At 68.8% G+C, this 21,171-nt stretch carries 17 protein-coding genes and 2 pseudogenes; 3 read left to right on the top strand and 16 right to left on the bottom strand.

Annotated features, from left to right (window positions below):
• Positions 1-103: 103 nt before the first annotated feature.
• The 6 genes from DDE10_RS08295 to DDE10_RS08265 form a co-directional block, all read right to left on the bottom strand.
• A complete protein-coding gene (locus DDE10_RS08295; RefSeq protein ID WP_114952248.1) occupies positions 104-517 on the bottom strand; it encodes a single-stranded DNA-binding protein in 414 nt (137 codons plus the stop codon).
• A 375-nt stretch (positions 518-892) separates the two neighbouring features.
• On the bottom strand, positions 893-1,819 hold the full coding sequence (locus tag DDE10_RS23755) for a nucleotidyltransferase domain-containing protein (protein ID WP_284734516.1): 927 nt from the start codon (positions 1,817-1,819) through the stop codon (positions 893-895).
• A 160-nt stretch (positions 1,820-1,979) separates the two neighbouring features.
• Positions 1,980-2,978 (bottom strand): ArdC family protein, encoded by a 999-nt coding sequence (locus DDE10_RS08280; RefSeq protein ID WP_114952245.1) that lies wholly within the window; start codon positions 2,976-2,978, stop codon positions 1,980-1,982.
• A gap of 294 nt (positions 2,979-3,272) precedes the next feature.
• Positions 3,273-4,229 (bottom strand): DUF2493 domain-containing protein, encoded by a 957-nt coding sequence (locus tag DDE10_RS08275; RefSeq protein ID WP_114952244.1) that lies wholly within the window; start codon positions 4,227-4,229, stop codon positions 3,273-3,275.
• Between the two features lie 286 nt (positions 4,230-4,515).
• A complete protein-coding gene (locus tag DDE10_RS08270; RefSeq protein WP_114952243.1) occupies positions 4,516-4,953 on the bottom strand; it encodes an RNA polymerase sigma factor in 438 nt (145 codons plus the stop codon).
• Positions 4,954-5,074: 121 nt separating this feature from the next.
• Positions 5,075-7,252, bottom strand: coding sequence for a ParB/RepB/Spo0J family partition protein (locus tag DDE10_RS08265; protein WP_114952242.1), 2,178 nt, complete (start codon positions 7,250-7,252; stop codon positions 5,075-5,077).
• Between the two features lie 330 nt (positions 7,253-7,582).
• On the opposite strand from DDE10_RS08265, the gene DDE10_RS08260 reads away from it, so the two are divergent.
• On the top strand, positions 7,583-7,795 hold the full coding sequence (locus DDE10_RS08260) for a hypothetical protein (RefSeq protein ID WP_114952241.1): 213 nt from the start codon (positions 7,583-7,585) through the stop codon (positions 7,793-7,795).
• A gap of 86 nt (positions 7,796-7,881) precedes the next feature.
• Here the strand turns inward: DDE10_RS08260 and DDE10_RS08255 are convergent, their stop codons facing one another.
• Positions 7,882-9,822, bottom strand: a complete 1,941-nt coding sequence (locus DDE10_RS08255; RefSeq protein WP_162806486.1) for a diguanylate cyclase — start codon at positions 9,820-9,822, stop codon at positions 7,882-7,884.
• Between the two features lie 462 nt (positions 9,823-10,284).
• On the opposite strand from DDE10_RS08255, the gene DDE10_RS08250 reads away from it, so the two are divergent.
• Positions 10,285-10,785, top strand: a complete 501-nt coding sequence (locus DDE10_RS08250) for a thermonuclease family protein (protein ID WP_162806484.1) — start codon at positions 10,285-10,287, stop codon at positions 10,783-10,785.
• Between the two features lie 142 nt (positions 10,786-10,927).
• Positions 10,928-11,245: pseudogene (locus DDE10_RS23995) on the top strand (GNAT family N-acetyltransferase); the annotation flags it as partial.
• A gap of 219 nt (positions 11,246-11,464) precedes the next feature.
• Here DDE10_RS23995 and DDE10_RS08240 read toward each other — a convergent pair.
• The 9 genes and pseudogenes from DDE10_RS08240 to DDE10_RS08205 all read right to left on the bottom strand — a co-directional run bounded on the left by DDE10_RS08240 (position 11,465) and on the right by DDE10_RS08205 (position 21,122).
• Positions 11,465-12,358: a DUF7146 domain-containing protein gene (locus tag DDE10_RS08240; protein WP_114952238.1), complete on the bottom strand. Its 894-nt coding sequence runs from the start codon at positions 12,356-12,358 to the stop codon at positions 11,465-11,467.
• Positions 12,355-13,020, bottom strand: a complete 666-nt coding sequence (locus tag DDE10_RS08235; RefSeq protein ID WP_114952237.1) for a lytic transglycosylase domain-containing protein — start codon at positions 13,018-13,020, stop codon at positions 12,355-12,357. The genes DDE10_RS08240 and DDE10_RS08235 overlap by 4 nt, the downstream gene beginning before the upstream one ends.
• Positions 13,008-13,580 carry a S26 family signal peptidase gene (locus DDE10_RS08230; protein WP_114952236.1) on the bottom strand — a complete coding sequence of 191 codons (573 nt, stop codon included), beginning with the start codon at positions 13,578-13,580 and terminating at the stop codon, positions 13,008-13,010. The genes DDE10_RS08235 and DDE10_RS08230 overlap by 13 nt, the downstream gene beginning before the upstream one ends.
• A complete protein-coding gene (locus DDE10_RS08225) occupies positions 13,573-13,791 on the bottom strand; it encodes a helix-turn-helix domain-containing protein (RefSeq protein ID WP_114952235.1) in 219 nt (72 codons plus the stop codon). Before DDE10_RS08225 ends, DDE10_RS08230 begins: the two co-directional genes overlap by 8 nt.
• A gap of 281 nt (positions 13,792-14,072) precedes the next feature.
• Positions 14,073-14,630 (bottom strand): DNA -binding domain-containing protein, encoded by a 558-nt coding sequence (locus DDE10_RS08220; RefSeq protein WP_162806482.1) that lies wholly within the window; start codon positions 14,628-14,630, stop codon positions 14,073-14,075.
• Between the two features lie 54 nt (positions 14,631-14,684).
• Positions 14,685-14,867, bottom strand: a pseudogene (locus DDE10_RS24050) (transcriptional regulator domain-containing protein); the annotation flags it as partial.
• A gap of 976 nt (positions 14,868-15,843) precedes the next feature.
• Positions 15,844-20,034, bottom strand: a complete 4,191-nt coding sequence (locus DDE10_RS08215; protein ID WP_162806480.1) for an RHS repeat-associated core domain-containing protein — start codon at positions 20,032-20,034, stop codon at positions 15,844-15,846.
• Between the two features lie 61 nt (positions 20,035-20,095).
• The gene (locus DDE10_RS08210; RefSeq protein ID WP_114952232.1) at positions 20,096-20,308 is read right to left on the bottom strand and encodes an RHS repeat domain-containing protein; all 213 of its coding nucleotides are present in this window, start codon (positions 20,306-20,308) and stop codon (positions 20,096-20,098) included.
• Positions 20,309-20,468: 160 nt separating this feature from the next.
• On the bottom strand, positions 20,469-21,122 hold the full coding sequence (locus DDE10_RS08205) for a S24 family peptidase (RefSeq protein ID WP_114952231.1): 654 nt from the start codon (positions 21,120-21,122) through the stop codon (positions 20,469-20,471).
• Positions 21,123-21,171: the final 49 nt, after the last annotated feature.

Genomic DNA, 21,171 nt, shown 5'->3' with positions numbered 1-21,171 from the left:
CCGCGCCGCAGCGGGCTACGGAGACTGGGGACCGGCCCTGGAATCCTCCCTCGACACAGAAATAGCCCCGGCGGCCGAAGCCGCCGGGGCCGATGCCTGAGCCTCAGAACGGCACGTCCTCGTCGGGGTCGGGCTGCTCGCCCGAGCCGCCGGCTTCGCCGCCCTGGCGCGGCCGGTTGAGGAACTGGACGTCGTCGGCAATGACCTCGCAGCCGTAGCGCTCGATGCCCTCGCGGTCGGTCCACTTGGTGTAATGGAGCCGGCCCTTGACCGAGACGAGCATGCCCTTGACCGCATGCTGGGCGATGATCCGGCCGAGCCCATTGAAGCAGGTCACGCGGTGCCACTCGGTTTCCTTGGCGGTGAAGCCGCTGGCATCCTTGTAGGTCTTGCCCTCGGCATCGCGCTTGGGCCGGCTCGTCCCGAGGCTGAAGCTGGCGATATCGGTGCCGCCGTCGGTCGAGCGAAGGGCGGGATCGGCGCCGAGATTGCCGACGAGAAGGACGATGTTGGTCATGGGATTGCTCCTGCTTTGCCGTCGCCGGGACCATCCCGTCGACAGCCCCAGGAAGCCGAGGCCAAGCGGCGGGCCGCACCGCAGGGGAACCCCGGCCCAAGGCCGGCGCGGGCAGCCCGAAGGGCAACACGGGCCGAAGGGCCGCGGGTTGCGTCGCGACGCGGCCGAGGCAGGAAGGGCTGGAAGAGAGAGGGGATGACCCTGGTGAAGCCAGCGGGAATCCTATGCCACCGGCTTCGATCCCGTCGGACCAGGCACCGCGAGTGACGATCTCCCTGTGTGCGGCACCCGTGGCCAAGCGGCCATGCTCAGGTGCGACAGGGGCCAGAGACACCTAGCGCCGAATGACACGAGGCTTGGAACTCCGGATGCCGATCAGGCTGCGTTCGCCCGGGCCTCGAGCTGCGCGATCCGCTCCGAGCAGACGGCATGAACGACCCGCCCGAGCTCCTCGACCTGCTCGCCGAGCCAGGCCAGCTCCTCGGCCGAGATGCGATAATGCTTCGAGTAGCGCGCCTTCACATAAGCGTCCTTCAGCTTCTCGAACATCGCCCGCTCGCGGCGGCTGTCGCGTGGCCAGACATGGACGAGCCGCCGGTCGAGCCGCTCGGCCTGCGTCCGCAGGAAGGCGAGGTTGTGCACGTGCGGCGTGTAGAAAGTGCAGACCAGCAGCACGCAATGATAGAGGCGCTCTGTGGCTTGGTGCAGCGAGAAAGCTGCCTCTTTGAGCCTCCCCTTGCCGACGTAGAACCGAGTGCCGTCCAAAAGCGCGGCCGCGCTCGGATACCACTCCTCGAAATATTCCTTCGCCATCGCCAGCGCCTGCGCCGGCGTCTTCGGCTTGGGCTCGTGCAGCTCGCTCCCGTCGCTGTCATAGAGGGCGATCCCCTCCACCTTCACGTCGATGAAGAAGTAGCGCCCATGGGCGAGGCCGTCATTCACCTCCTGGAGCGTGTGGACGATGAAGTTGACCGGCGTGCGAAGCGTCTTCGTGATGCTGAGCTCGCGGATCAGCCTTTCCTCGGCCTTCGCCCAATATTCCACCCGGTCGGTGAGGCGCTTGTCGTTGACGATGATGAGCAGGTCAAAATCCGACTGATAGCCCTTCGCGGTGTGCGGCTCGTCGACCCAGGAGCCGCGCGCATAGGAGCCGTAGAGGATGATCTTGAGGATCCGCCCCTTCTTCTTCCAGTCCTGGGTGGCGAGCGCGGTCGCCTCCCCGAATTCCTCGAACAGAATCTGCACCACGCGCTCGAGCTCGCGCTGCTTGGCCGGCGGGAGATGATCGACGTCGGTGCGCATGGGATGTTCGTTCCCGTTTATGGGCAAGGATGCAAGCGCCCGCGCGGGACGGCAGGCGCAAGGCGGCGCCCGGAAGCGGGCTGTGAGACCATGATTGAGACCATGGGCCGGCGCCTTGGCTATAGCGCCGACCAGCCGCTTCCGGACGCCGCGGCCGCCCCTAAAGTTGGGGGGTGAGGGGCAGCGGCACGGCCAGACTAGGCACGCCCGATGATCCCCGGCAAGGGGGGTCGCTGTCGTCGTCGCGGGCCCTGCCCGGCTCGTCGCGTCCGGGCTCGTGGACGAAGGCGAGCAGAAACTCGGCCGCCTTGCTGGCGAGGCTCGCGGCGCGGAAGATCGCCCGCTCGTCCTCGCGGAGCACGTCCAGCCAGGCGCCGACATAATCGGCATGCCGCACCGTCGGCCGGATCGAGAGCGTGGCGCAGACGAAGGCGCTCGCCATCTCCGCGACCAGCTCCTCGCGGGCATAATCGGGCGTACCGAAGCCGGCCGACTGGTCGCGACCGAGCCGGCCCGGATGGCCGGTCCAGTGGCCGAGCTCGTGAAGCGCGGTGCGATACCAGTTGATCGCCTCGAAATAGGCTTCCGGCGGCGGCACCTGCACATAGTCCCCGCCCGGCGCATAGAAGGCGATGTCGCCGCCGACCCGGAAATCGGCGCCGGTCGCGGCGATCAGCGCCTCCGCTTCCGGTATCGCCTCGCGCTCGCCCTTGGGCGCCGGAAGCTCGGTCAGCTTCTCCGGAAGGCCCTCGCACTGGTCGATGTTGAACAGCGTGAACCGCTTCAGGAAGGCGATCTGCCGCGCCTCGCGATCCTCCGTCGCGGCGCGTTCCTCCTCATTCTTCGGCGTGAACCGGTCCGCATAACAGACGACCGTCCCCTTCTCGCCCTTGGCGACATGGCCGCCGGCCAGCTGCGCCTGGCGATAGGTCAGCCAGCGCTGCGAGCGGCAGCCGCCTTCGACGCCCGCCGCCCAAAGGATCAGCACGTTGATCCCCGAATAGCCCCGACCCGTCACCGCATTGACCGGCATGGTGCAGCCGCAGGCGGCGCTGTCCCAGGGCTGGACCCAGGGCACCCTGCCCTCCTCCAGCTCGGCAATGATCCGCCCGGTCACCTCGGAATAGAGGCTCTGCCGCTCGATCCGCATAGGCTTCATGATCCTGCTCCTTCCCTTCTGCGCCGCCCGTCTCCCCGCGACGGCGGGGCGGGCGGCAGAGCGGACCGGAAGGCCGGCGGAGCCGAGGCGGCGGGCACCCGCAGGGCCGGAGCGAAGCGAAGGACCCGGCGCAGCCGGGTTGCCGGCCGCCACCGCCGGCCTATCGGGGAGCGCGCCCGCCCCCGCCTCTCGAGGGCACGGCCAGGGCCCACCTGCCCCTTCCGCAGCTGCCAAGGAGTGCGGAAAGGAAGGCCGAGAGGCTGGACCGGCGGCGCCGGCCCAGCCCGGTGCCGGCTAGCCGGCCGTGCGCGCTGCGCGCCTGGGATGCGTGCCGAGCGGCCCGCGCCGGTCCACGACGGTGATGGCCTTCGCCTTGGCGTCGATGACGAGCCGCTCGACGACGCCGCTCCCGGGAAAGGCGACGACATAGCGGGGATAGAGGGAGAGCATCTGCGCGTTGCGCCTGAACCCGGCGCGCTGGCCGAGCCGCCGGTCGAGCCCGAACGTCACCTGCGGGATCTTGCGCCGCTCGGCCCAGGAGGCGGCGAGCCGGTCGGCGCCCTTGCCGTCGCCGCCATGGACGAGGACCATGTCGCCGACATGCTCGCGCACCTTGTCGAGGGTCGCCCAGACATTGTCGGCAAAGGTCTTGGCCTCGTCGGCACTGACAAAGCTGAGCCGTCCGCCGGCGAACACCACCGGAATCCCTTCCGGCAAGGCCGCCCTGCGCCGGCCCTCGCTGCGCGCCCGCAGGAAGTCGCGGCCCTCGACGACCGCCGAGGTGAGCCCCGCGGAATGGTTGAGCCGCGAGCCACCCGCCGACCGCCAGGAGGATCCGGTCTCGTCGAGATAGAGGCGGGCGGCGATCTCGCGCAGCTGCTCGAGCGCCAGCATGGCCGCCTCGGCGGCGCGCGCCTTGCCGACCTGCTCCTCGAGCGCCGCACTGTGGATCTCGGAGCCGTCGGCGCTGGCGAGCAGCAGGCGTATCTCGTCGGTGGCGCGGTCGACCTGCGCCGCCCGCTTGGCGGCGGCGCGGTGGAAGAGATTGACGAAGGCCCAGCCGATCTCCTCGGCATCGGCCTCGAGGACGGTCCCGGCAAACAAGCCGAGCAGGTCGGACCAGACGGCAGCAAGGGTCTGGACGGCCGCTTCCGGGTCCGGTGGGTCTGCCGGTCCGGCGGCGACGATCCGTTCGATACGAAGATGGCCGAGCTCGAGCTGGGCGAGCTGGGCGCCAAGGCTGGTAGGCATGGAGGGTCTCCCGTCTGCGCGCCGGCCGATCCGGCGCCGGGAGCCCGAAGACCCGGCAAGGCCGCCTCCCCGCAGCGCGCCCGGGCGCGGGAAACCCCGGGCCGAGGCCGGCGCGGGCCGCCCCGCAGGGGCAACACGGGCCGAGGGCCCGCGGGTTGCGGGAAGGCGGCGCCGGGTCAGGGCCCCTCTCGCGCCGGACCGACGCGCAGAGGGCGGGGCGAGCCACTCCGCCGCCGGCTCGCTTCCGGCGCGCCCGGAAGCGCCGGCGCAGGCGGCGAACGCCCGCTCACCAGAATCGCCACCAGGGCCGCGCCTGGCGCCGCAGATGATGGTCGAGATCCACCAAGGCCTGCGCGAGCAGCCGCTCGACTTCGGCGACGGCGATACCGAGCCGGGCGGCGATCGCGTCATTCGCCAGATCCTCCGCCGCGGCCAAGCGCAGCACCTCCCACTCGAGCGGCGGGAGCCGTGCCGCCGCGCGCTCGATCCTCGTGCGGTCAAAGGGCGATGGGTAATCGGGCATGCCAGGCTCCTGCTGGCTCGGCACCGGTCGGGGACGGCGGGAAACCGGGCGACGTTCCAGGCCGGCACGAAGCGCCTCGTCGCCGATCTCCTGTGCGCCTTCGCCGTCCGCCCGGGGCGTGATGGCGAGAGGAGCAGTGAGGCACCTCGGCTCGGCGCCCGTGCCGGCGGAATCGCGGCGGATCGTGGGGAGTGCCTGCATTTCCCATTGGGCAATCCCTGTGGCCACTTGTCACGAAATCCGGATAAGCCGCCCCCGGCCGGTGCCCAGGGGTGGCGGGGCGACCCGAAGGCCGCCCCGCCGGGACGAGCGACGCAGATCGTCAGGCGGCTTCGTCCAGCCGCTCCGGCTCCACCTCGTCCGCTTCCCGGCCGCTTCCTCCCCTCTCCGGCACCGGCGCCGACGACGCCTCGGTGCCACGCGGAAGGGGAACAGCCGAGGCAATCGAACAGACCCCTTCACCGCCGTCGGGGCCCGCGGGCGGCTCCGCGCCGCCCTCCGCCGGCACATCCATGCCGGCAGCAGCCGCGTCATCGGGAACAGCCGCGGGCGGGGCGGCGGCGTCGGCCGGATCCGTAAAGCGCATCGCCTCCGGCACCCAGGCCAGCGCCCGCGCCCGGGTCTCCGCCTCGGCCACCAGCTCGCCAGCGAAGATCCGCTGCGCCGCCTCGCTGAGCTCCGCCTTCTTCGCCTTGGCATGGCACGCGGCGAAGGCGGGTCCGCCCACCTCCTTCAGCGCGGCCAGCGTCACCGCCTTCGGCACCCGGTCGAAATAATTGGCGCCGGTCGGCCGCCACCAGCGGGCGACGTCGATGCCCATCTGCCGGGCGAGATGGTCGTGGAAGGCGCAGCCTCGCCGGCCCGGCACGTTGAGGCTCGCCTCGAGCGTCCGCGCCACCGCATGGGCGAGCCACGCCGCCCGGGCCGCCTCCGGCAGCGCCCGGAAGGCATCGAAGCGCTGGGCGCGCGTCTCGCCTTCGGTCCAGCCGCGGTCGAGCGCCTCCGCCCATCGCGACAAGGCGAGCGTCGCCGTCGCTTCCGGCGTGCGCAAGCCCGCGACCGGGTCGGACGGCGGCGAGGCGATCAGCGAGGAGCCGTCCCGGCCGGGATCATGGCCCTCACCGCAATCGATCATCAGGAAGGTGGCGAGGTCGCGGGCGATCGCCGGGTCCGACGCGACATGAGCGGCGAGGATGTCCCGGCGCTGCATCGAAAGCTCGTCCAGCAGCGCCTGCGACAGGCCCCGGCCAGGATCGTTCGGGAGCGGTTCCCCGGAGCCGAGCTGACCCTTGTCCGCGCCTTCGCCCTCGCCGCCGCTGTCCTCCTCCCCCGGTGCAGGCTCCGCCGGCCGCTCGCGATAATAGGTCCCCGAGAAGGCGGGCCGACCTTCACCGTCGAGCAGCAGGAAGGTGCCGAGGCTCGGCCGCAGGTCGTCGGGAATGAGCGGGGGCCGCCCGGTGATCGCCTCGATCCGCTGCCGCAGCGCCCGCACCTGCGCGACGGCCGCCGACAGGGCCTCATCCGCGCTGTCCTCATCGTCGATCTGCGCCGCCAGCGTTTCAATCTGCGCCTCGCAGGAGTCGATCTCCGCCTGCTCGGCCTCGGTGAGCGGCGCCGGCTCCAGCCGCACCCGCTCGAGGCCGGCGGTGAGGTCGTGGCCGATCCACGAGTCCAGCGTCGGCCGGACGAAGGCGAGCCCGGCCGAAGCGGCCGCCTCGGCGGCGATCGTCTCCATCTTCTCGAGGGCGAGCCGGTCGAGCAAGGCGATGTCGAGCCAGCGCGACGCCTCCATCTCGGCGAACAGGTCGCGCTCGACCCGGCCGCCGGCGGCGACATAGGCCTCCTCGCCGACGAAGCGGGCGCGCCGGCCGCTCGCGCGCGCGGTGGCATGGGCGATCATCCGCCGGATGGTGTCCGGATGATGGCCCATATAGGTTCGGCCCGCCTGCTCGAAGACATGCGCCTGCCGCTCCCGGTCGGCGGTCGCGGCATAAGCCTTGGCGACGTCGAGCGTGATCTCGCCGGCGCCCAGCGCCTCGAACACGACCGGCGCCAGGCCGGCGAGCCGGAGCCGCCCCTCGACGAACCGGACGGTGAGGCCGAACCGCCGGGCGATTCCCTCGGCGTCGGCGCCCTGCTCGACGAGCTGGCCGAAGGCGAGGCATTCGTCGGCCGGGTTCATCGCCAGCCGCTGAAAATTTTCGGCGAGGCTCACCTCCTGGGCGGAAGCGGGACCGTCGTCGAGGACGAGGCAGCAGACCTCGTGTCCGGCGTCGAGCTCGCCTTCCTCGGCGAGGGCGCGAAGCGCGCGCAGCCGGCGAGCCCCCGCCTCGACGGTGAAACGGCCGCGCGGCTTCCGCGCCGGCGCGACGACCAGATTCTGCAGGAGCCCTCGCGCCTCGATGTCGGCCTTGAGCTGGAGGTCGGCTGCTTCGTCCGTCGCCCGGCGCACGTTGCGCGGGCTGGGGATCAGCTTGCTGAGCGGGATATTCCTGATCATGGCATGTCTCCGGATGAGAGCCGGTGCGGCCTTTCCGCACCCGTCGCTCACCCGGCGGCCGCCCCCTCTCCTCTCAACTGCGCCGTCGCCCCCGCTCGCCCCGGCCTGTTCCGGCCCTGGATTAACGAGCGGCGAGGGAAATGGCAGCGCTCTCGAGGGAGATCGACCGTGATCGCCACCTCCTACGTCTAGCTCGCCGGCACATGGGGGGAAGGCCTGCGACGACCACAGGGAAGCTTGCCCACGGGCATCGGGCGCCGGAGCGACGGGCTCGGCCCGAGCGACCGGGCTTGCCAATGTTCCCGTCTTGTTCCACACCCTCGGCCATGCGTGACGTTTCCCGAATCTGAACTTCGCTTCCTCATCAAGCGTGGTCTGCAGCAGCTGTCGCGGTCACTCCTGCGCGATCTCGCCGGCACGGCCGAGAAGCGCGACGCGGCGCTCGAGATGGCCGTGGACATCATGGTGGTGCGCTTCCATCGGCTGTCGATTCAGGCGCCGGATCCGCTGACGGCACCGCAGGGTGCGTCGGGGGAGCGTTAGTATCCATAGACCCGGCGGATTGCGACAAATCCGCGGTCGGGCTCAGGACGAGGGCCTCCTCGGCAATGAGCACCAAGCAGGGCGCTTCAGGCCGCCTTGGACACCCTCCCGCCATCCGGTCGTTTCCAGCATGCCCGGTTCCGGCCCTCCTCCTTCGCCCGGTAGAGCTGCTCGTCGGCGGCGAGCAGCAAGGCGGAGGCCTCGCTCGTCCCCTCGTCCGCCGTGGCGATGCCGACGCTGATCGTCACCTGTCCGCGGGGCGCGGACGGATGGGGAATGCCGAGCGCGGCGATGCGCCGGACCAGCTGCTCGCCGATCGCGGCCGGATCGCAAAGGGTCGGGTCGAGGATCGCCGCGAACTCCTCCCCGCCGAACCGATAGACCCGCTCGTCGGGCACGCACTGGGCGATGGTGCTGGCGACCAGCTCGATCACCTCGTCGCCGGCAAGGTGACCATGATGGTCGTTGTAGAGCTTGAAATGATCGATGTCGCACAGCAGCAGCGTGCAGGGGATACCGAGCTCGCGCGCCCGCGTGACCGCCGCGTCCAGGTCGGAGTCGAGCGCACGGCGATTGAAGGCGCCGGTCAGGCCGTCGCGCAGGCTGAGCTGCTCGAGCCGGCGGTTGGCGAGCTGCAGCTCGACGGTGCGGGCGGCAACGTTGCGCTCGAGCTCCGCGCTCGCCGAGCCGATCTCCGCCGCCATCGACCGGAAGGCGCGCGCGAGAAGGCCGATCTCGTCCTGCCGATCGTCGGGCAGGTCGATCTCGTCGCCAGCCACCGATTGATGGTCGCCTGCCGCGATGCGGCGCGAGGCGTTTTCGAGCGCCGCCAGCGGACGGGCGACCCGGCGGCGAAGCACCGAGAGCACGATCAGCGACGTCAAGCCGAGGAGGAGCAGGCCGCCGACCAGGATGAGCCCGGCCGCCCGGTGCGCCTCGCGGGAGACCAGGTCGCCGGGGAAGATCGTCACGAACCACCAGTCCGGCCCTTCGATCCGCGTGAAGGCGACATAGGCGTCGAGCGCGTCTATCCACAGGATCCGCGACTCCCCGGTCGCCACCCGCCCCATCACCTGGTCGCGCAGCGCCTGGTGCACCGTGCGCAGGGCCGGGTCGCCGAGCTGCGCGATGTCGAGCACGCCGCGATTGCGGAGGATGTCGGCCATGCGCTCGGGCTGGGCGACGAGCTTGCCGGCCTCCGAGACGATCAGGTTGCGCCCGCCGAGCGGATGATCCTCGGCCAGTCGCCGCACCAGATCGCCGACCCGTATGTCGTGGCTGGGATTGATGAGGTGGCGGCCGCCCAGGTCGACCGGAAGCTGGTAGGTCAGCGCCCAGTGGCCGGCGGTGAGATCGTAATAGAGGCCTGACCAGACCGGACGCCGCGAAGGATTTTCCGAAGCGAGCGTGCTCCTGATGACGGCGCCCGCCACCATGTCGAGCTCGGGATCGGCATTCCATCCCCAATTGCCGCCCGGCCAGTGGATGATGAGCGCATTCTCCGGCAGGCTGATGTGGAAATTGTCGAACTGGCCGATCCAGGCGGGACCGAACCGGTCGACCAGCTGATAGGCCAGCACCAGGCGGCGCCGCAGCTCCGGAGTCAGAGGCGGGCGCTTGCGGCCCATGAATCCGGACGTGCCCCGGCGCAGCGTGCCGTCGGCGTCGCGGCGGCCCTCGAAATATTCGCGGCGCAGCCGGAGGGCGCCGTGACGGTCCTCCACGAACCACTCTTCGAACCGGGGCGCCGGAAGCACGGCGGGATCGTTGTAGAGCTCGAGGAACCGGTCGCGGACCATCTCGAGATTGGCCTCTGCGGCAAGGAACGGCTGGCTTTCGGCCCGGCCGCGCTGCGCCACATAGGCCGACAGCTCCTCGAGCATGACCCGCTCGGCGCGGGCCGAGGCGAGCTGGTAGCCGAGGCCGGTCAGGACGAGGATCGCCAGCGCCGCCCAGAGGATGATCGACCGCGCCGCGCCCGCGCCGACGGAGCGGGCGTGGAAGCGCGCCAGAAGCGAGATATTCATCGTGCTCTTGACCGCCCCCCCCGGCAACGCCTCGACCGCGCCGCTCCTCCGTACCGGCACGTCGATCCCCGGACCCACATCGCCCATCAAGGTTGATAAAATGCCAACCTTGTTCGGCAACCCGGCCGACCCCGCCAATGTCCCAGGCCGCACCGCCTTCGCGTGTTCCCGTAATCCGGCCGGCCGTGCTGGCCTGCGCCGCCGCCCCCGGCGCCAGAGACCAGCGTCTCCGCCGTCGAGACGGTTGATCGGCCGACGCCACCCGATAGGCTGGCGCCTCCCGCGGCACCGCCGTGCCCGGTCCCGACACGATCAAGCTGGAGCAGCAAGGATGGCGAACCGCCGTGAGCCCGGATCCGATCTCGGCCGAATGCACCGCGCGGGGGCCTGGCCGCTTTCGAACCTGCTCCTTCGGACAGCCCGCCCACGACGCGGTCCAAGGCCGGCGAGGCAGTCCCGGGCATGAGCAAGCGCCGCAGAAGCCCCGTCCGCAGGCGGCGCCGGACGCGCCTTCGCCGGCCATTGGCCGCCCTCCTGGTCCTCGCCCTGGGGGCCGCAGGGCTCGGCTGGAGCCGTGCCGGGAACGACGCCCCCGCGGCCGACGCGGCGACCTTCGCCTGCACCGTCGCCAGCGTGACCGACGGCGACACGTTCCGCTGCGCCGAGACCAATGCGCAAGGGCGTCAGATCCGCCTGCGGCTCTCCGGCATCGCGGCGCGCGAGCGCAACGGCCGCTGCACCGACGGCCACCCCTGCCCCTCGGCCTCGGCCGAGGCGGCCGCCGCCGAGCTTCGACGCCTGGCGCAGGGCGAGCCGCTCACCTGCTGCAGGGTCGGCACCAGCTTCGACCGCATCGCCGCCTTCTGCCGGCGGCGGGACGGGGTCGACCTCTCCTGCGCCATGGTCGAGAGCGGCACGGCGGCACGATGGGACCGTTATTGGGGATCCCACCGCTGCCCCTAGACAAAGCTTCGCCTGCCGCCGGACGGCCAAGTGCGGGAGCTCTTCGCCTGGCTCCGGTCGGACACCGGGCCCGGCCGCACATCCGAAAGGCACCAGCGTGAATCATGTGATCCAGATTCTTGCATCAGAAGATGTCGGGCGGATGCACGAGCTTCTCGACCTGTTCGGCGAGGCCTTCGATGATCCAGCCGCTTATGGCGCGGCACGGCCGGACGACGGCTATCTGCGGGAGAGGCTCGGCTCACCCGACTTCGTCGCCCTCGTTGCCGAGAAGGACCAGGCGGTCGTCGGGGGCCTTTGCGCCTATGTCCTGCGGAAGTGCGAGCGCGCCGGAAGCGAGCTCTACATCTACGACCTGGCAGTCGCGGAGGGGCACCGGCGTTCGGGCATAGCGACGGCCCTGATCGAGGCCCTGAAGCCGGTGGCGGCGGCGCGCGGGGCCTGGACCATCTACGTCCAGGCGGATCCGGATGACGCGCCGGCCCTTGCGCTCTACGAGAAGCTCGGGACGCGGCATGACGCCGTCCATTTCGACTTTGCGGTCGGAACGGCGGACCTATCTCACCACCACCGTCGGCTCCGCCTGACGCCCCGATCATTCGGCGAGCATGCGCTTGCCGCCCGGGCCAGTTCGGGCCGGCCCGCCGACGCCGTGGCCGAGCGCACATCGTCCCTGCGATCAAGCGCGAAGGCGCCGCATCGCGCGGAGCACGTCGTTCCAGTCGGCCCCGGCCAGTCGCGGGCGGCGGACCTCGATATCCAGATGCGCGTAGGCCTCGCGCGCGAGCGCCTCCGCCCGGCACCCGCCCGCGTCATGGTCGAGGAACAGCACGAGCGCCCCGACCTCATGCGGCAGCGCGACCCGGCCGAACCGCTCCGTCCCGAGCGTGGCCCAGCATGGCATCCGGAAGAGATGGGAAGCGGACATGGCCGTCTCGATCCCTTCCGCCAGCCCCAGCCTGGGGGCGAGGCCGCCAAGGCGCACGGCGCCGGAGCCGAAGCGGCCGAGTCCGCAACGCGGCGGATCGATCGCCGCCAGCCCGTTGCCGGCCGGGTCGAGGAAGGTGCGATGCAACGCGACGATCCCCGTCTCGTCGCGGACGGCCGCCAGGAGCGCGGGCCGGAAACGCGTGAGCGGCCGCGGCCCGTGCGGCGTGCGCGGATGGAAGCGCAGCTCGTCCGTGCCGGTGCGCAGGCCGCGCCGCTCGAGATAGAGTTCCGCCACGGTCCCCGGAAGCGGCCGGGCGGCACCCCAGAGCCGGAGCACCGCCCGCGGCGGACCGCAATCCGGCTTCCCGTCAGATCCGGCGCCGGATTCTCCCGACGCTCGTGAAGCCCGCCCCACGAAATGGCCGGCCAGGGCAAAAGCGCGCAGGATCTCGTCCGCCCGGCAGCCGGCGAAGCAATGGAGGAGCAGCCGGCGCCGACCCGGCCGGATGCTGAGCGAGGGCCGGCGATCGTCATGCGCGGGGCACCGGCACATTCCGCCGCCGCGCCCCCAGCGGCCGCCCAGCCGCTCGACCAGGGCGCGGGCCTCGGCCTCGAGGCCCCCGGGTCCATCCGTGAGGCTCATGGCGCGTCTCCTCCGTTGCGCGCCACCGGCCGCTGCCTCTCCTCCCCCGGATCGCGGACGCGGCCCAGCGGCACGAACAAGCCTCCTCTCTCGTGCAGGCTCGCCGTCACAGGAACTTCATCCAGGGGCAGCTCCGAACCTGGGGGAACCGCGAATAGGGACGATGAGGCGAAGGACCGGTTCTCCGCCAAGGGAGCGGCACCTCCGGCAACGCTGGCGAGATAGGCGACGGTCTCGCGGGGCAGCCGCCGCCCCGTCGCCAGATGCTCCGCATAACGGGCGGGCCCGGCATTGTAGGCGGCGAACAGGCCCGGATAGCCGAACCGGTCGTACATAAGCCGCAGATAGAAGGTGCCGGCCAGGATATTGTCGCGCGGCGCGTGCGGATCGGGTCCCAGGCCCAGCCGGGCGCGCATCTCCCGCCAGGTTGCCGGCATGAGCTGCATCAGCCCCATCGCCCCGGCCCGGCTCTCGATCGGCCGACCTCCGAGCCGAGTGCGCCCTGCGCTTTCCGCCTGCATCACCCGGCGGATCCACACCTCGGGAATGCCGAAGCGGGCCGAGGCTTCCGCTATCGGCGCCGCCCAGCGGTCGACCTGCGCGGCGGCCGCCCCCGGCAGTGTCAGCAGCGCGAGGGCAGCGAGGGTCCTCAAGGCGCCCATAGCAGCCTCGCCTTGCCGACCAGGACCCGCTGCGCCGTCACCCCGAAATAGCGCCCGTCGAATGAAGACGGACTGTCGGACATGAGCAGCAGATACTGCCCAGCGCGAAGCCTCAGGCAGCCGGTCCACCAGGAAAGCGGCCGCCCGACGCCGTCGGCCTCCCGGCGCCGCGCGGCGAGGCGTCCGTTGACGAACACCGCTTCGCCGACCGCGCAGACGCTGTCGCCCGGCGCCGCCGCGACGCGCTTCACCAGAGGCACGTTCACGGGAAGATAGCCACGCCGCCCGGCAAGGTGCCGGGCCTCAGCCGGAGGCCAGGCGATCACCATGTCACCGGCGCCGACCGATGCGGGCGCCGTCACCCCATAGAGGCCGACCGGAGCGCTCGGGCTTGCGTTCCACAGCAAGAGCGGCCGAGGCGGCCAGGCAAGGCTCGCCACCGACGCCGCGGATACGATGGCCGCCAGCGCGGTCAGCCGTCGCCGCCTTCGCCGCCGGACCCGATCGCGACGGAGGGTCTCGCCCCAGCGGACGAGCGCAAGGTCGCGGCCCTCAGCCATGGGCGGCGCCGGATTCTTTCGACCACAGGTCGAGATCGTCGATATGGTAGCGCACATAGCGGCTGTGCCGCCGAAAGCGCGGCCCCGAGCCGGCCGCCCGCATCGCCTGGAGCTTGCGGGCACTCAATCCGAGATAGAAGGCCGCCTGCTCGGTCGACAGGAACGGGCTTCCCTTCTTGGCCCGGGCCGCGCGGGCGACATCGTCGTCCATGAGATCCTCGTTGCATCCGGGAGCGCCCCGCGCGCTCCCTCATGCAGCGGGAATGCCGCGACGAAGCGGCGGGGAAGAGGCTCGAAAAGCCGGTACAGCCGAAATCGAGCCGCCATGCGGTTCGTAGTTTCCGCGGACGGCGAACCTGCGGCAGGCAACTGGCGCGCCCGGATCGCGAAGTTGCGACACCAGGGATACGGAGAGCACATCGACCCCGGCCTCCCGTTCCTCTCCAGCCGGAGCCGCGCGCCCGTAGACATCCCTCAACAGTTCCAACTCAGCTAGTCGGCGCGCGCCGATCCACCATGCGGCTGAAGAAAGGCGCGGTAGCCGCCACGCGCCAGGAATCGCGCCGAGCGGACGAGGCGTTGCGCGCGTGCCCGCGCATCGGGATGCTCGATCCGCCAGCGCCTCCGCTGCCCTTCCAGGCCCAGCAGCTGCTCGGCTATTTCACCTTGGCTGGCACCGGCGGCCAAAGCGTCGTGCGCACGCAGCTGCATGATCCATCGCGGCGCCCGCGCTTCCACCGGATGAAGCCGGGAAGAGAAGCGTCCGAGCTTCCACAAGGCGACGAGCCGCCGCAGCGTCAGCAGGCGCGGCTCCAGGCTCGAGAGGCCCGAGAGCCGGTAGTGCAGTCTTACCGCCCCGTCCGAGACGGTGCCGCACCGGATGTCGATCCGCAGACAGCGCAGGCCATCCGACAGCAGGAGGTGCTCGGCTCCACTCGGAGATCGCAGCAGGCGCGCCAGCGGCGACAAGCGGGCGAGATCGAACCTGTCGACCCCGCCTCGCCTTGCCTCAGTTGGCAGCACGAAGGGATGAACGCTTGCGCGCCACATTGGGCGAGCCAGCGGCGCCGGCAGGTCCGGATCCTCGAATGCGTGGAGTCCCCAGCGGGCCGCTGCGGAGTGAAAGGAGCCGGCCTCACCACCAGCGCGTGTCTCCCGGGCGGCCGACCGATATTCTTCGTCTCGCCTCAGCCATTCCCAGGCGAAGCCCGCGCGATCCATCCTCGCCAAAGCCGCATAAGCCTGCGAGTCCCGCCAGTCAGGACAATCAGATGAAGGGAGCGCCATTTACACGGTTTCGCGACGGGTATGCGCGGGAAGACCCGCTCAGGTGGCGCCGCGTCGGCGCCTTGCGAGGTCATGGTCCGCCATGCGCCGTCTCCCAGTCTGCGGTCATCGAGGAGACCAGCACCAGGGTCGGAGAGCCATTCCCCCACATGAGGGAATTCCATGCAAACCGAGCGGAGCATTGCCAGGGGCATCGTCAAGGGTATCCAGGCCGCGTCCACCTGGTCGAAGTTCAGCGCTATTGGAAGTGTCGCTTCGCCTTGCTAATTGACGGCGGACACATGCTGCCAGCTTAACGTTCAGGCCGGAGCTACGACGACGCCACTACGCACCGGTTGCCTATTTTGTTTTAGACCAAACGTAACTTACCAGATTCGTCAGGCATTCTGTCACAGGAGTAGATAGTGAACTGTACCCGCGCCTTGCGATCATCGTCACTTATGTTCTTAGCCATCGTAATATCAAGCTGCAAACCGACGGTATCGATCACAGATGGCGTCTTGACGGAAGACTGCTTGGTGGCATTAATGCAGCTTTCACATAGAAATCCTAATACTAATGTAATTTCTGCTGATATAGCTGGTCCTCTTGGCCTCGTCGAAGGTAATAGTGTTGAAGATCCACCATTTATATCTAAACAGGTCGAAACTCGTGGCCCCGACGGCCATATGCACTATCTCGCTGCGTCCTCACCGACTGCCGCTGAGATATTGCTAGCCAGGGCCGTTGAGAGCGAAAACATAGTAGAATTCTATGTCGTCGACAGAGCGGCTAACTTGACGTCGGCGGGCGTGCTATCCAATCGCCGCCTCAGGCCGCAAGATCCCTCAGATTCCGACGTTCGTGAGCGCGCGGAAGCTGAAAAGTCCCTATGGGCAGCGACTGGACAACAACATTCTGTTTGTAGATAAACACTAGGATGTCACTATTAGCGTACAGATTCTAATTTACTAGTCTTGGTGCTGAATTGATCTACCTAGTTGCATATCGCGTTGGAAGCGTAGGTATAGGTTCCGTTCAGAGTGACGCCTCCGACGAGACCAGCCTCTAAGCCCAACCCTCGTGGCTGCCACCCAAACTGTGCCCCAGATATATCTCTCCCATCAAAGTCGACTCTGCCGCTGACGGGACCACCACCACCCGCAATGTATCGGTCGATGTGATAGGTCCAACCGTGCTCGCGCGCTCCATTGTCGATCGACAAGCCGCCACCCAATAGGGCGCCGCCCCCTGGGCCGCCGCCACCCGTAAAGTCGAAAGCAAAACTACCATCTCGCCGCAATGAAAGCCCTGAAGTGAAATTGAGGAGCCCGCCCATCCCGAAGGCAGCGTCTCCGCCGAATCGCACGCGACCTCTGTCAGGAAGCACCGACAAGGCTGAGCAGATCGAGTTTCGGAGTTCCCGCCGTGCAGTCTCGGCGATGGGTTTAATTATGCAGGTGACCACGTCGACCTGCATCATGCATTCCATGCTGCCATCAGTAGATGGTGCCAGCTGCGAGTAGAACGAAATGGAGTTCGCGGTGACCCCTAGAATATCACCCAAGTTGATGTTTTGTATGCAGAAACCGCCAACCTTTATCTTGTCGCCACCGCATGTACCCACAACCTCGATCGTCTCGAGACCAGCGGGATCTCGATAATTCACCGGGTTATTTCGAGAGTAGGCGTACAGGTTCATCCCGTCGCCATAGCCGATGGGATCGGTCTGCATGAACCTGCCCAGCGTCGGATTGTACATCCGCGCGCGATAGTACCAAAGCCCGATTTCCGGAATCCAGGCCTGGCCCGTGAACCCGAACCGTCCGGTCACCGTGCCCTGGGGTGCACCATATTCATCAAAACGATTGACGGTGCCGACGAGGCTCCCGCTCGAGCCACTGACGGCGACGATACTGCCACGCTCGTCCGCATGGAACCAGCGCCGGTCCGTCGTGCCCGTGCCCTCATACCAGACCAAAGGCTCGTCGACTCCAGGCCCGTGGACATAGCGCCTCAGCAGCCCGTTCGACCCATTATACTCTCCGATAAGGCTATGACCGTCATAGAGCATGCGCGTCGTCGCCGGGCCGCTCGTCTGGTAGAGCCGCATCAGCGGGTCGTAGGTCAATGTCACGCCGCCGCTGGCGCTCGCGCTGGTCAGCATATTCTCGAAGTCGTACCCATAGGTCGTTCCGCCGGCGGCAGTCATGTTCCGTCGGGCGTCATAGGCCGTCGGGACGCCGCCTATGCTCGTGTAGCGATTGAGCCCATCGGCGATGTAGGCCTGGCTCGCATTGGAGGCGCCGGTCCAGGCAAAAACGTCGTTCGAGCGCTCGTTGGTCGCGATCTGGCTCGCCGGATTGTAGGTGAAGTCCAAAGTCAGATCGTGGCTGTTGCCGGCGAGTCCCTGCACGAGCTGCGACAGCCGCGACACGGCATCATAGCCGTAAGTGGTCACCGTGCCATTACCGCGAGTGAGGCCCGTGCGCCGGCCGAGATTGTCATAGGCGTAGGTGCCGAGGATTCCCGCGCCCGACGTGGCGCCATTCTCCCGTATCCTGGATACATCGCCGGTGACCAGATAGTCGTAGTCGACGAAGAAGCTGCCGCCGGGATAGGTCAGCCGCGTCCGGCGGCCGGCTAGATCATACGCCGAGATGGCCGTGCCGAACGGCCCCACCTGGGTCAGGTTCCTCCCGAGCGCATCGTACGTGAACGACAGCGTCTGGGCCGTCGTCGACGCCGAGGTCATCCGCCCGAGCAGGTCATAGCCATAGGTGACGTCGAGACCTGGAGCAGGCAGGTTCTTCTGCGTCGCGCGGTTGAGCGCGTCGTAGGTGAACCCGATGCTGCCGCCGCCCCGCAGCAGCCGGTTCGTCACATTGCCGTTCGCGTCCAGGGTCAGCTGCTCAAAGTCGCTGATCGAGCTCACCCCATCCGTGTCCGGCGACGGGAAAAGCGTCTTCACCAGCCGGTCATGGCCGTCATATTCATAGGTGGTGCGATTGCCCTCGGCGTCGGTGACGTGCTGGACCTCGCCGTTGCTCGTATAGGCGGTTGCCACCTCGTTCGCCTGGACGCCGCTGACGCCATAGCCGGTCTGGACGAGGGTCACCTGTCCGGCGAGATCGTAGGTCGAGCGGGTGATCCGGTCGGCACCGTGACTGCCCGTGGTGCCCAGGGTGCAGGCGGAAGTCGGCAGCGAGCCGAACACGGCACTGTTCATCCGCTGTGCCACGCACTGCACCCGACCGAAAGCGTCGTAGCTGGTCTGGGTCAGCGCATAGGTCGTGCCGCCCGACACCAGCCGCTGCACCGTCGGCCGCGCACTGGCATCATAGGTCTGCTGGACCTCCTCCAGGCTCGCGAAGGCGTTCCAGTCGGTATCCGACTGGCTATTGACCGTGCCCTGCTCGATCTTGGTGGCAAGGCCCGTCGTCGAACTGTAGGTCGTGCGCACCGCCCGATGCTTGAGGGCGTTGGTGCCGTCTGGGTCAGGACCGATCACCCCCACAAGCTGACGGGCCGCGTTGTAGCGGAAGCGAGTCGTATCCGCGTTGCCGGTGAGCGGCCCGTCTTCAGTCAGCAGGTTGCCGAGCGCATCGTAGGTCATGCCCATCGTGGCCGTGAGCGACCCCGTGCCGTCGCGCCGCTGCACCGAGGTGACGTTGCCGTTGGCGTCATAGCCGAGGACCGTCCGCGACTCGTTGACCTGGCCAAGACAAGTCGGCGCCGAGCCGCTCGCGCAGGCCGAGATGCTCGTCAGCTGGTACTCGCCATTGGTGAGGGTGTAGCCGTATCGGGTCTGCGGACTGCCGCCGCCGACGGCAGGGCCGGTGACGGTCAGGACGCCGCCGTGCGTGGAATCGTAGGTGTAGCTGGTCGTGTTGCTCCGTGCATCGGTCGTGCTGGTCGGACTGTTGCACGTCACCGGATTGGCGCAGCTCGCGGGATAAGCCGCCGACGTCGTCAGGACCGGTGAGCCCGAGCCCGGCTTCGGCCCGTATTGGGTCTGGGTGACGTTTCCCCGCCCGTCGTAGGTGAAGTGGACATAATTGTCCTCGGGTTCGGTGATGCGTTGGAGCCGGCCGAAGCTGTCATATTGATATTCGGTGGTGCGGCTCAGCGGGTCGGTCACGGAGGTCGGCCGCCCGAGCGTCAGGTTGGAGACGATCGTGGTCTGCGGATCCGGCGTGGAGGCGTTCCCGTCGACCTGGGTCACGACCATCGTTCCCGTCGAGCCGCTGACGGTCCGGGCATAGCCGGTGGTCACCCCGTCCCGCACGACCTGGGTGACCCCGTACGTCCCCGTGGTGACCAACGTCGTGTCGGAAGACGCGCCGGGACGCCGAATCGAGACGCCGTTGCTGTTCTGGGTGAAGCGCCAGAGGCGGCCGCCCATGTCGGTGACCTCGGTGATGTTGCTGGCCGGATAGGCGTAGGCGACGCTTGCCTGCGCCCCGCTGCCGGCCGCGCTGTTGTGGAACGTGGCTCCCGTCCGCCGCCGCCAGGTGCTCGGCGGCGGATTGGGTCCGCCCTCGCCGCCCGAGGCGTAGTTGAACTGGATTGCGTAGCCGAAGCTGTTGGAGACGCGGCCGAGCCGCCAGGCGTCGACGGTGCATTGGTCCGGCTCTTCCCAGCTGCAGCTCACCCACTGCTCCCAGGAAAGGCTGACGGTCTTTCCGTTCGGACTGGTGATGGCCGAAGGCAGCCAGGTGCAGGCGAGCGAGGCGGTCGGCGTGCAATTATAGTCGGCCGGGATGAGGGTGATCGTCGTGCCGTCGGCGGCCCTGTAGGTATAGGTGCTCCCGCTGAGGCTCAGCGTCGCGCCGTTCGCCTGATTGGGAACATAGGCCGTTCCGGAGTAGGTGAACCGCTCCCAGCGCTGGCCGAAGCCGATCAGGACCGACCCGGTGCTGAAGGCCTCGAGCCGGATATTGTCCCAGATGCTCGTCGCATTGCCGCTCGCGAGCTGCCGCACGAGCGCGAGCTCGCCGCCGCCGGAGCCGATCCGCCCCTCGACAAAGGAAAGCACGAAATCGCCGTGGGTGAGATCGACGCCGTTCGCATCGAGAGTGCGATAGGCGGGCCGGAAGCTCGTCTGCGCCATGGCGGGCGCGACAAGGGATGTGGAAGCGAGCAGGGCGCAGCCGATCGCGCCCGCACGAAGCAGGTTGCTGGTCATCTTGGATACTCCGAAGTCGGTGGCGCAGAGCGCCGGGTTGATCCCGTCGCCGGCGCGCCGGTCAGGGCGCGCCGGTGGTCGTCTTGTTGGTGCGGTTGTCCGCCTTGTCGTAGGTGTAGCTGGTGTTGACGCCGGCATTGACGTCGCCCGCCCGCTCCACCTTCACCAGGCGCCCGCGGGCGTCGTAGCGGTAGGTGATGATCTCCTCGGCCAGGGCCGCGGCAGTGATGCTCGCCGCGGCAAGCGCGAGCAGGCATTTCTCGAGAGGTTTCATCGCATGTCTCCTGTTGGCGTTCCCCGCCGGGCCAGGGGGCGAGCCCGGCGGGGCCATCGCAGAGCCGGAAGGAGCGGCCCGACGATGTACCCAGGAGAATGAGCGGAAATTTCCTACAAGTATCCTACAATCGGCCTTGGCCGTGATTATGTAGGATTGGTCAGCGCAGCCGGCGGCCGGCCCACACCACCCGCCCGAGGATCTCGACGGTCGCGAGGTCGCAGTCGCGCCATTCCGGATAGGCCGGATTGTCGCTCTTGATCGTCACCAGCCGTCCGGCGGGGCTCGGCGCCAGCCGCTTCACCATCAGGCTGTCCTCACGGCGAAGGACATAGATGCCGTCGCGCAGGCGCTCGGCGCGATCGCTGCGGTCGACGAGGATGTCGTCGCCGTCGGCGAGCGTCGGCGCCATCGAATCCCCCTGCACCCGGATGAAGGAGAGGTCGCCGGACCGCGCCCCGCACAGCTGGCGAAGCCAGCCTTCATCGAAGGCGATCGGGGAGACCGCCTCCTCGCCCTCGACCAGTGCGCCAGGACCGGCAGAGGCCGCGACATCGAGCCGCGCCACCTGGACAAAGCGGGCGCCGGGGCCGGAGGCGGCAGCGTCGCGCCCCCCCAGCTCCGCCTCGCTGACGCCGAAATAGCGGGCGAGGACATGGACATCGTCGGCGTCGAGCTTGCGCGGCGAGCCGCGCTTGATGAACTGCTGGATGTAAGCGGGATTGCGGCCGAGCAGCCGCGAGAGGCCGGCATAATCCTCCCGCCTCTCCCGTATGAGCCGCTCGAGCGCGGCGCGCTGGTCGATGCCTGACATGCCGATCTTCTAGCACTAGGAAAATCCCTAGACAAGTAGGAAACAAACA

It is taken from the genome of Sphingosinicella terrae, assembly GCF_003347635.1.
Taxonomy (GTDB): Bacteria; Pseudomonadota; Alphaproteobacteria; order Sphingomonadales; family Sphingomonadaceae; genus Allosphingosinicella; species Allosphingosinicella terrae.
This window is presented reverse-complemented; position numbering and strand designations above follow the sequence as displayed.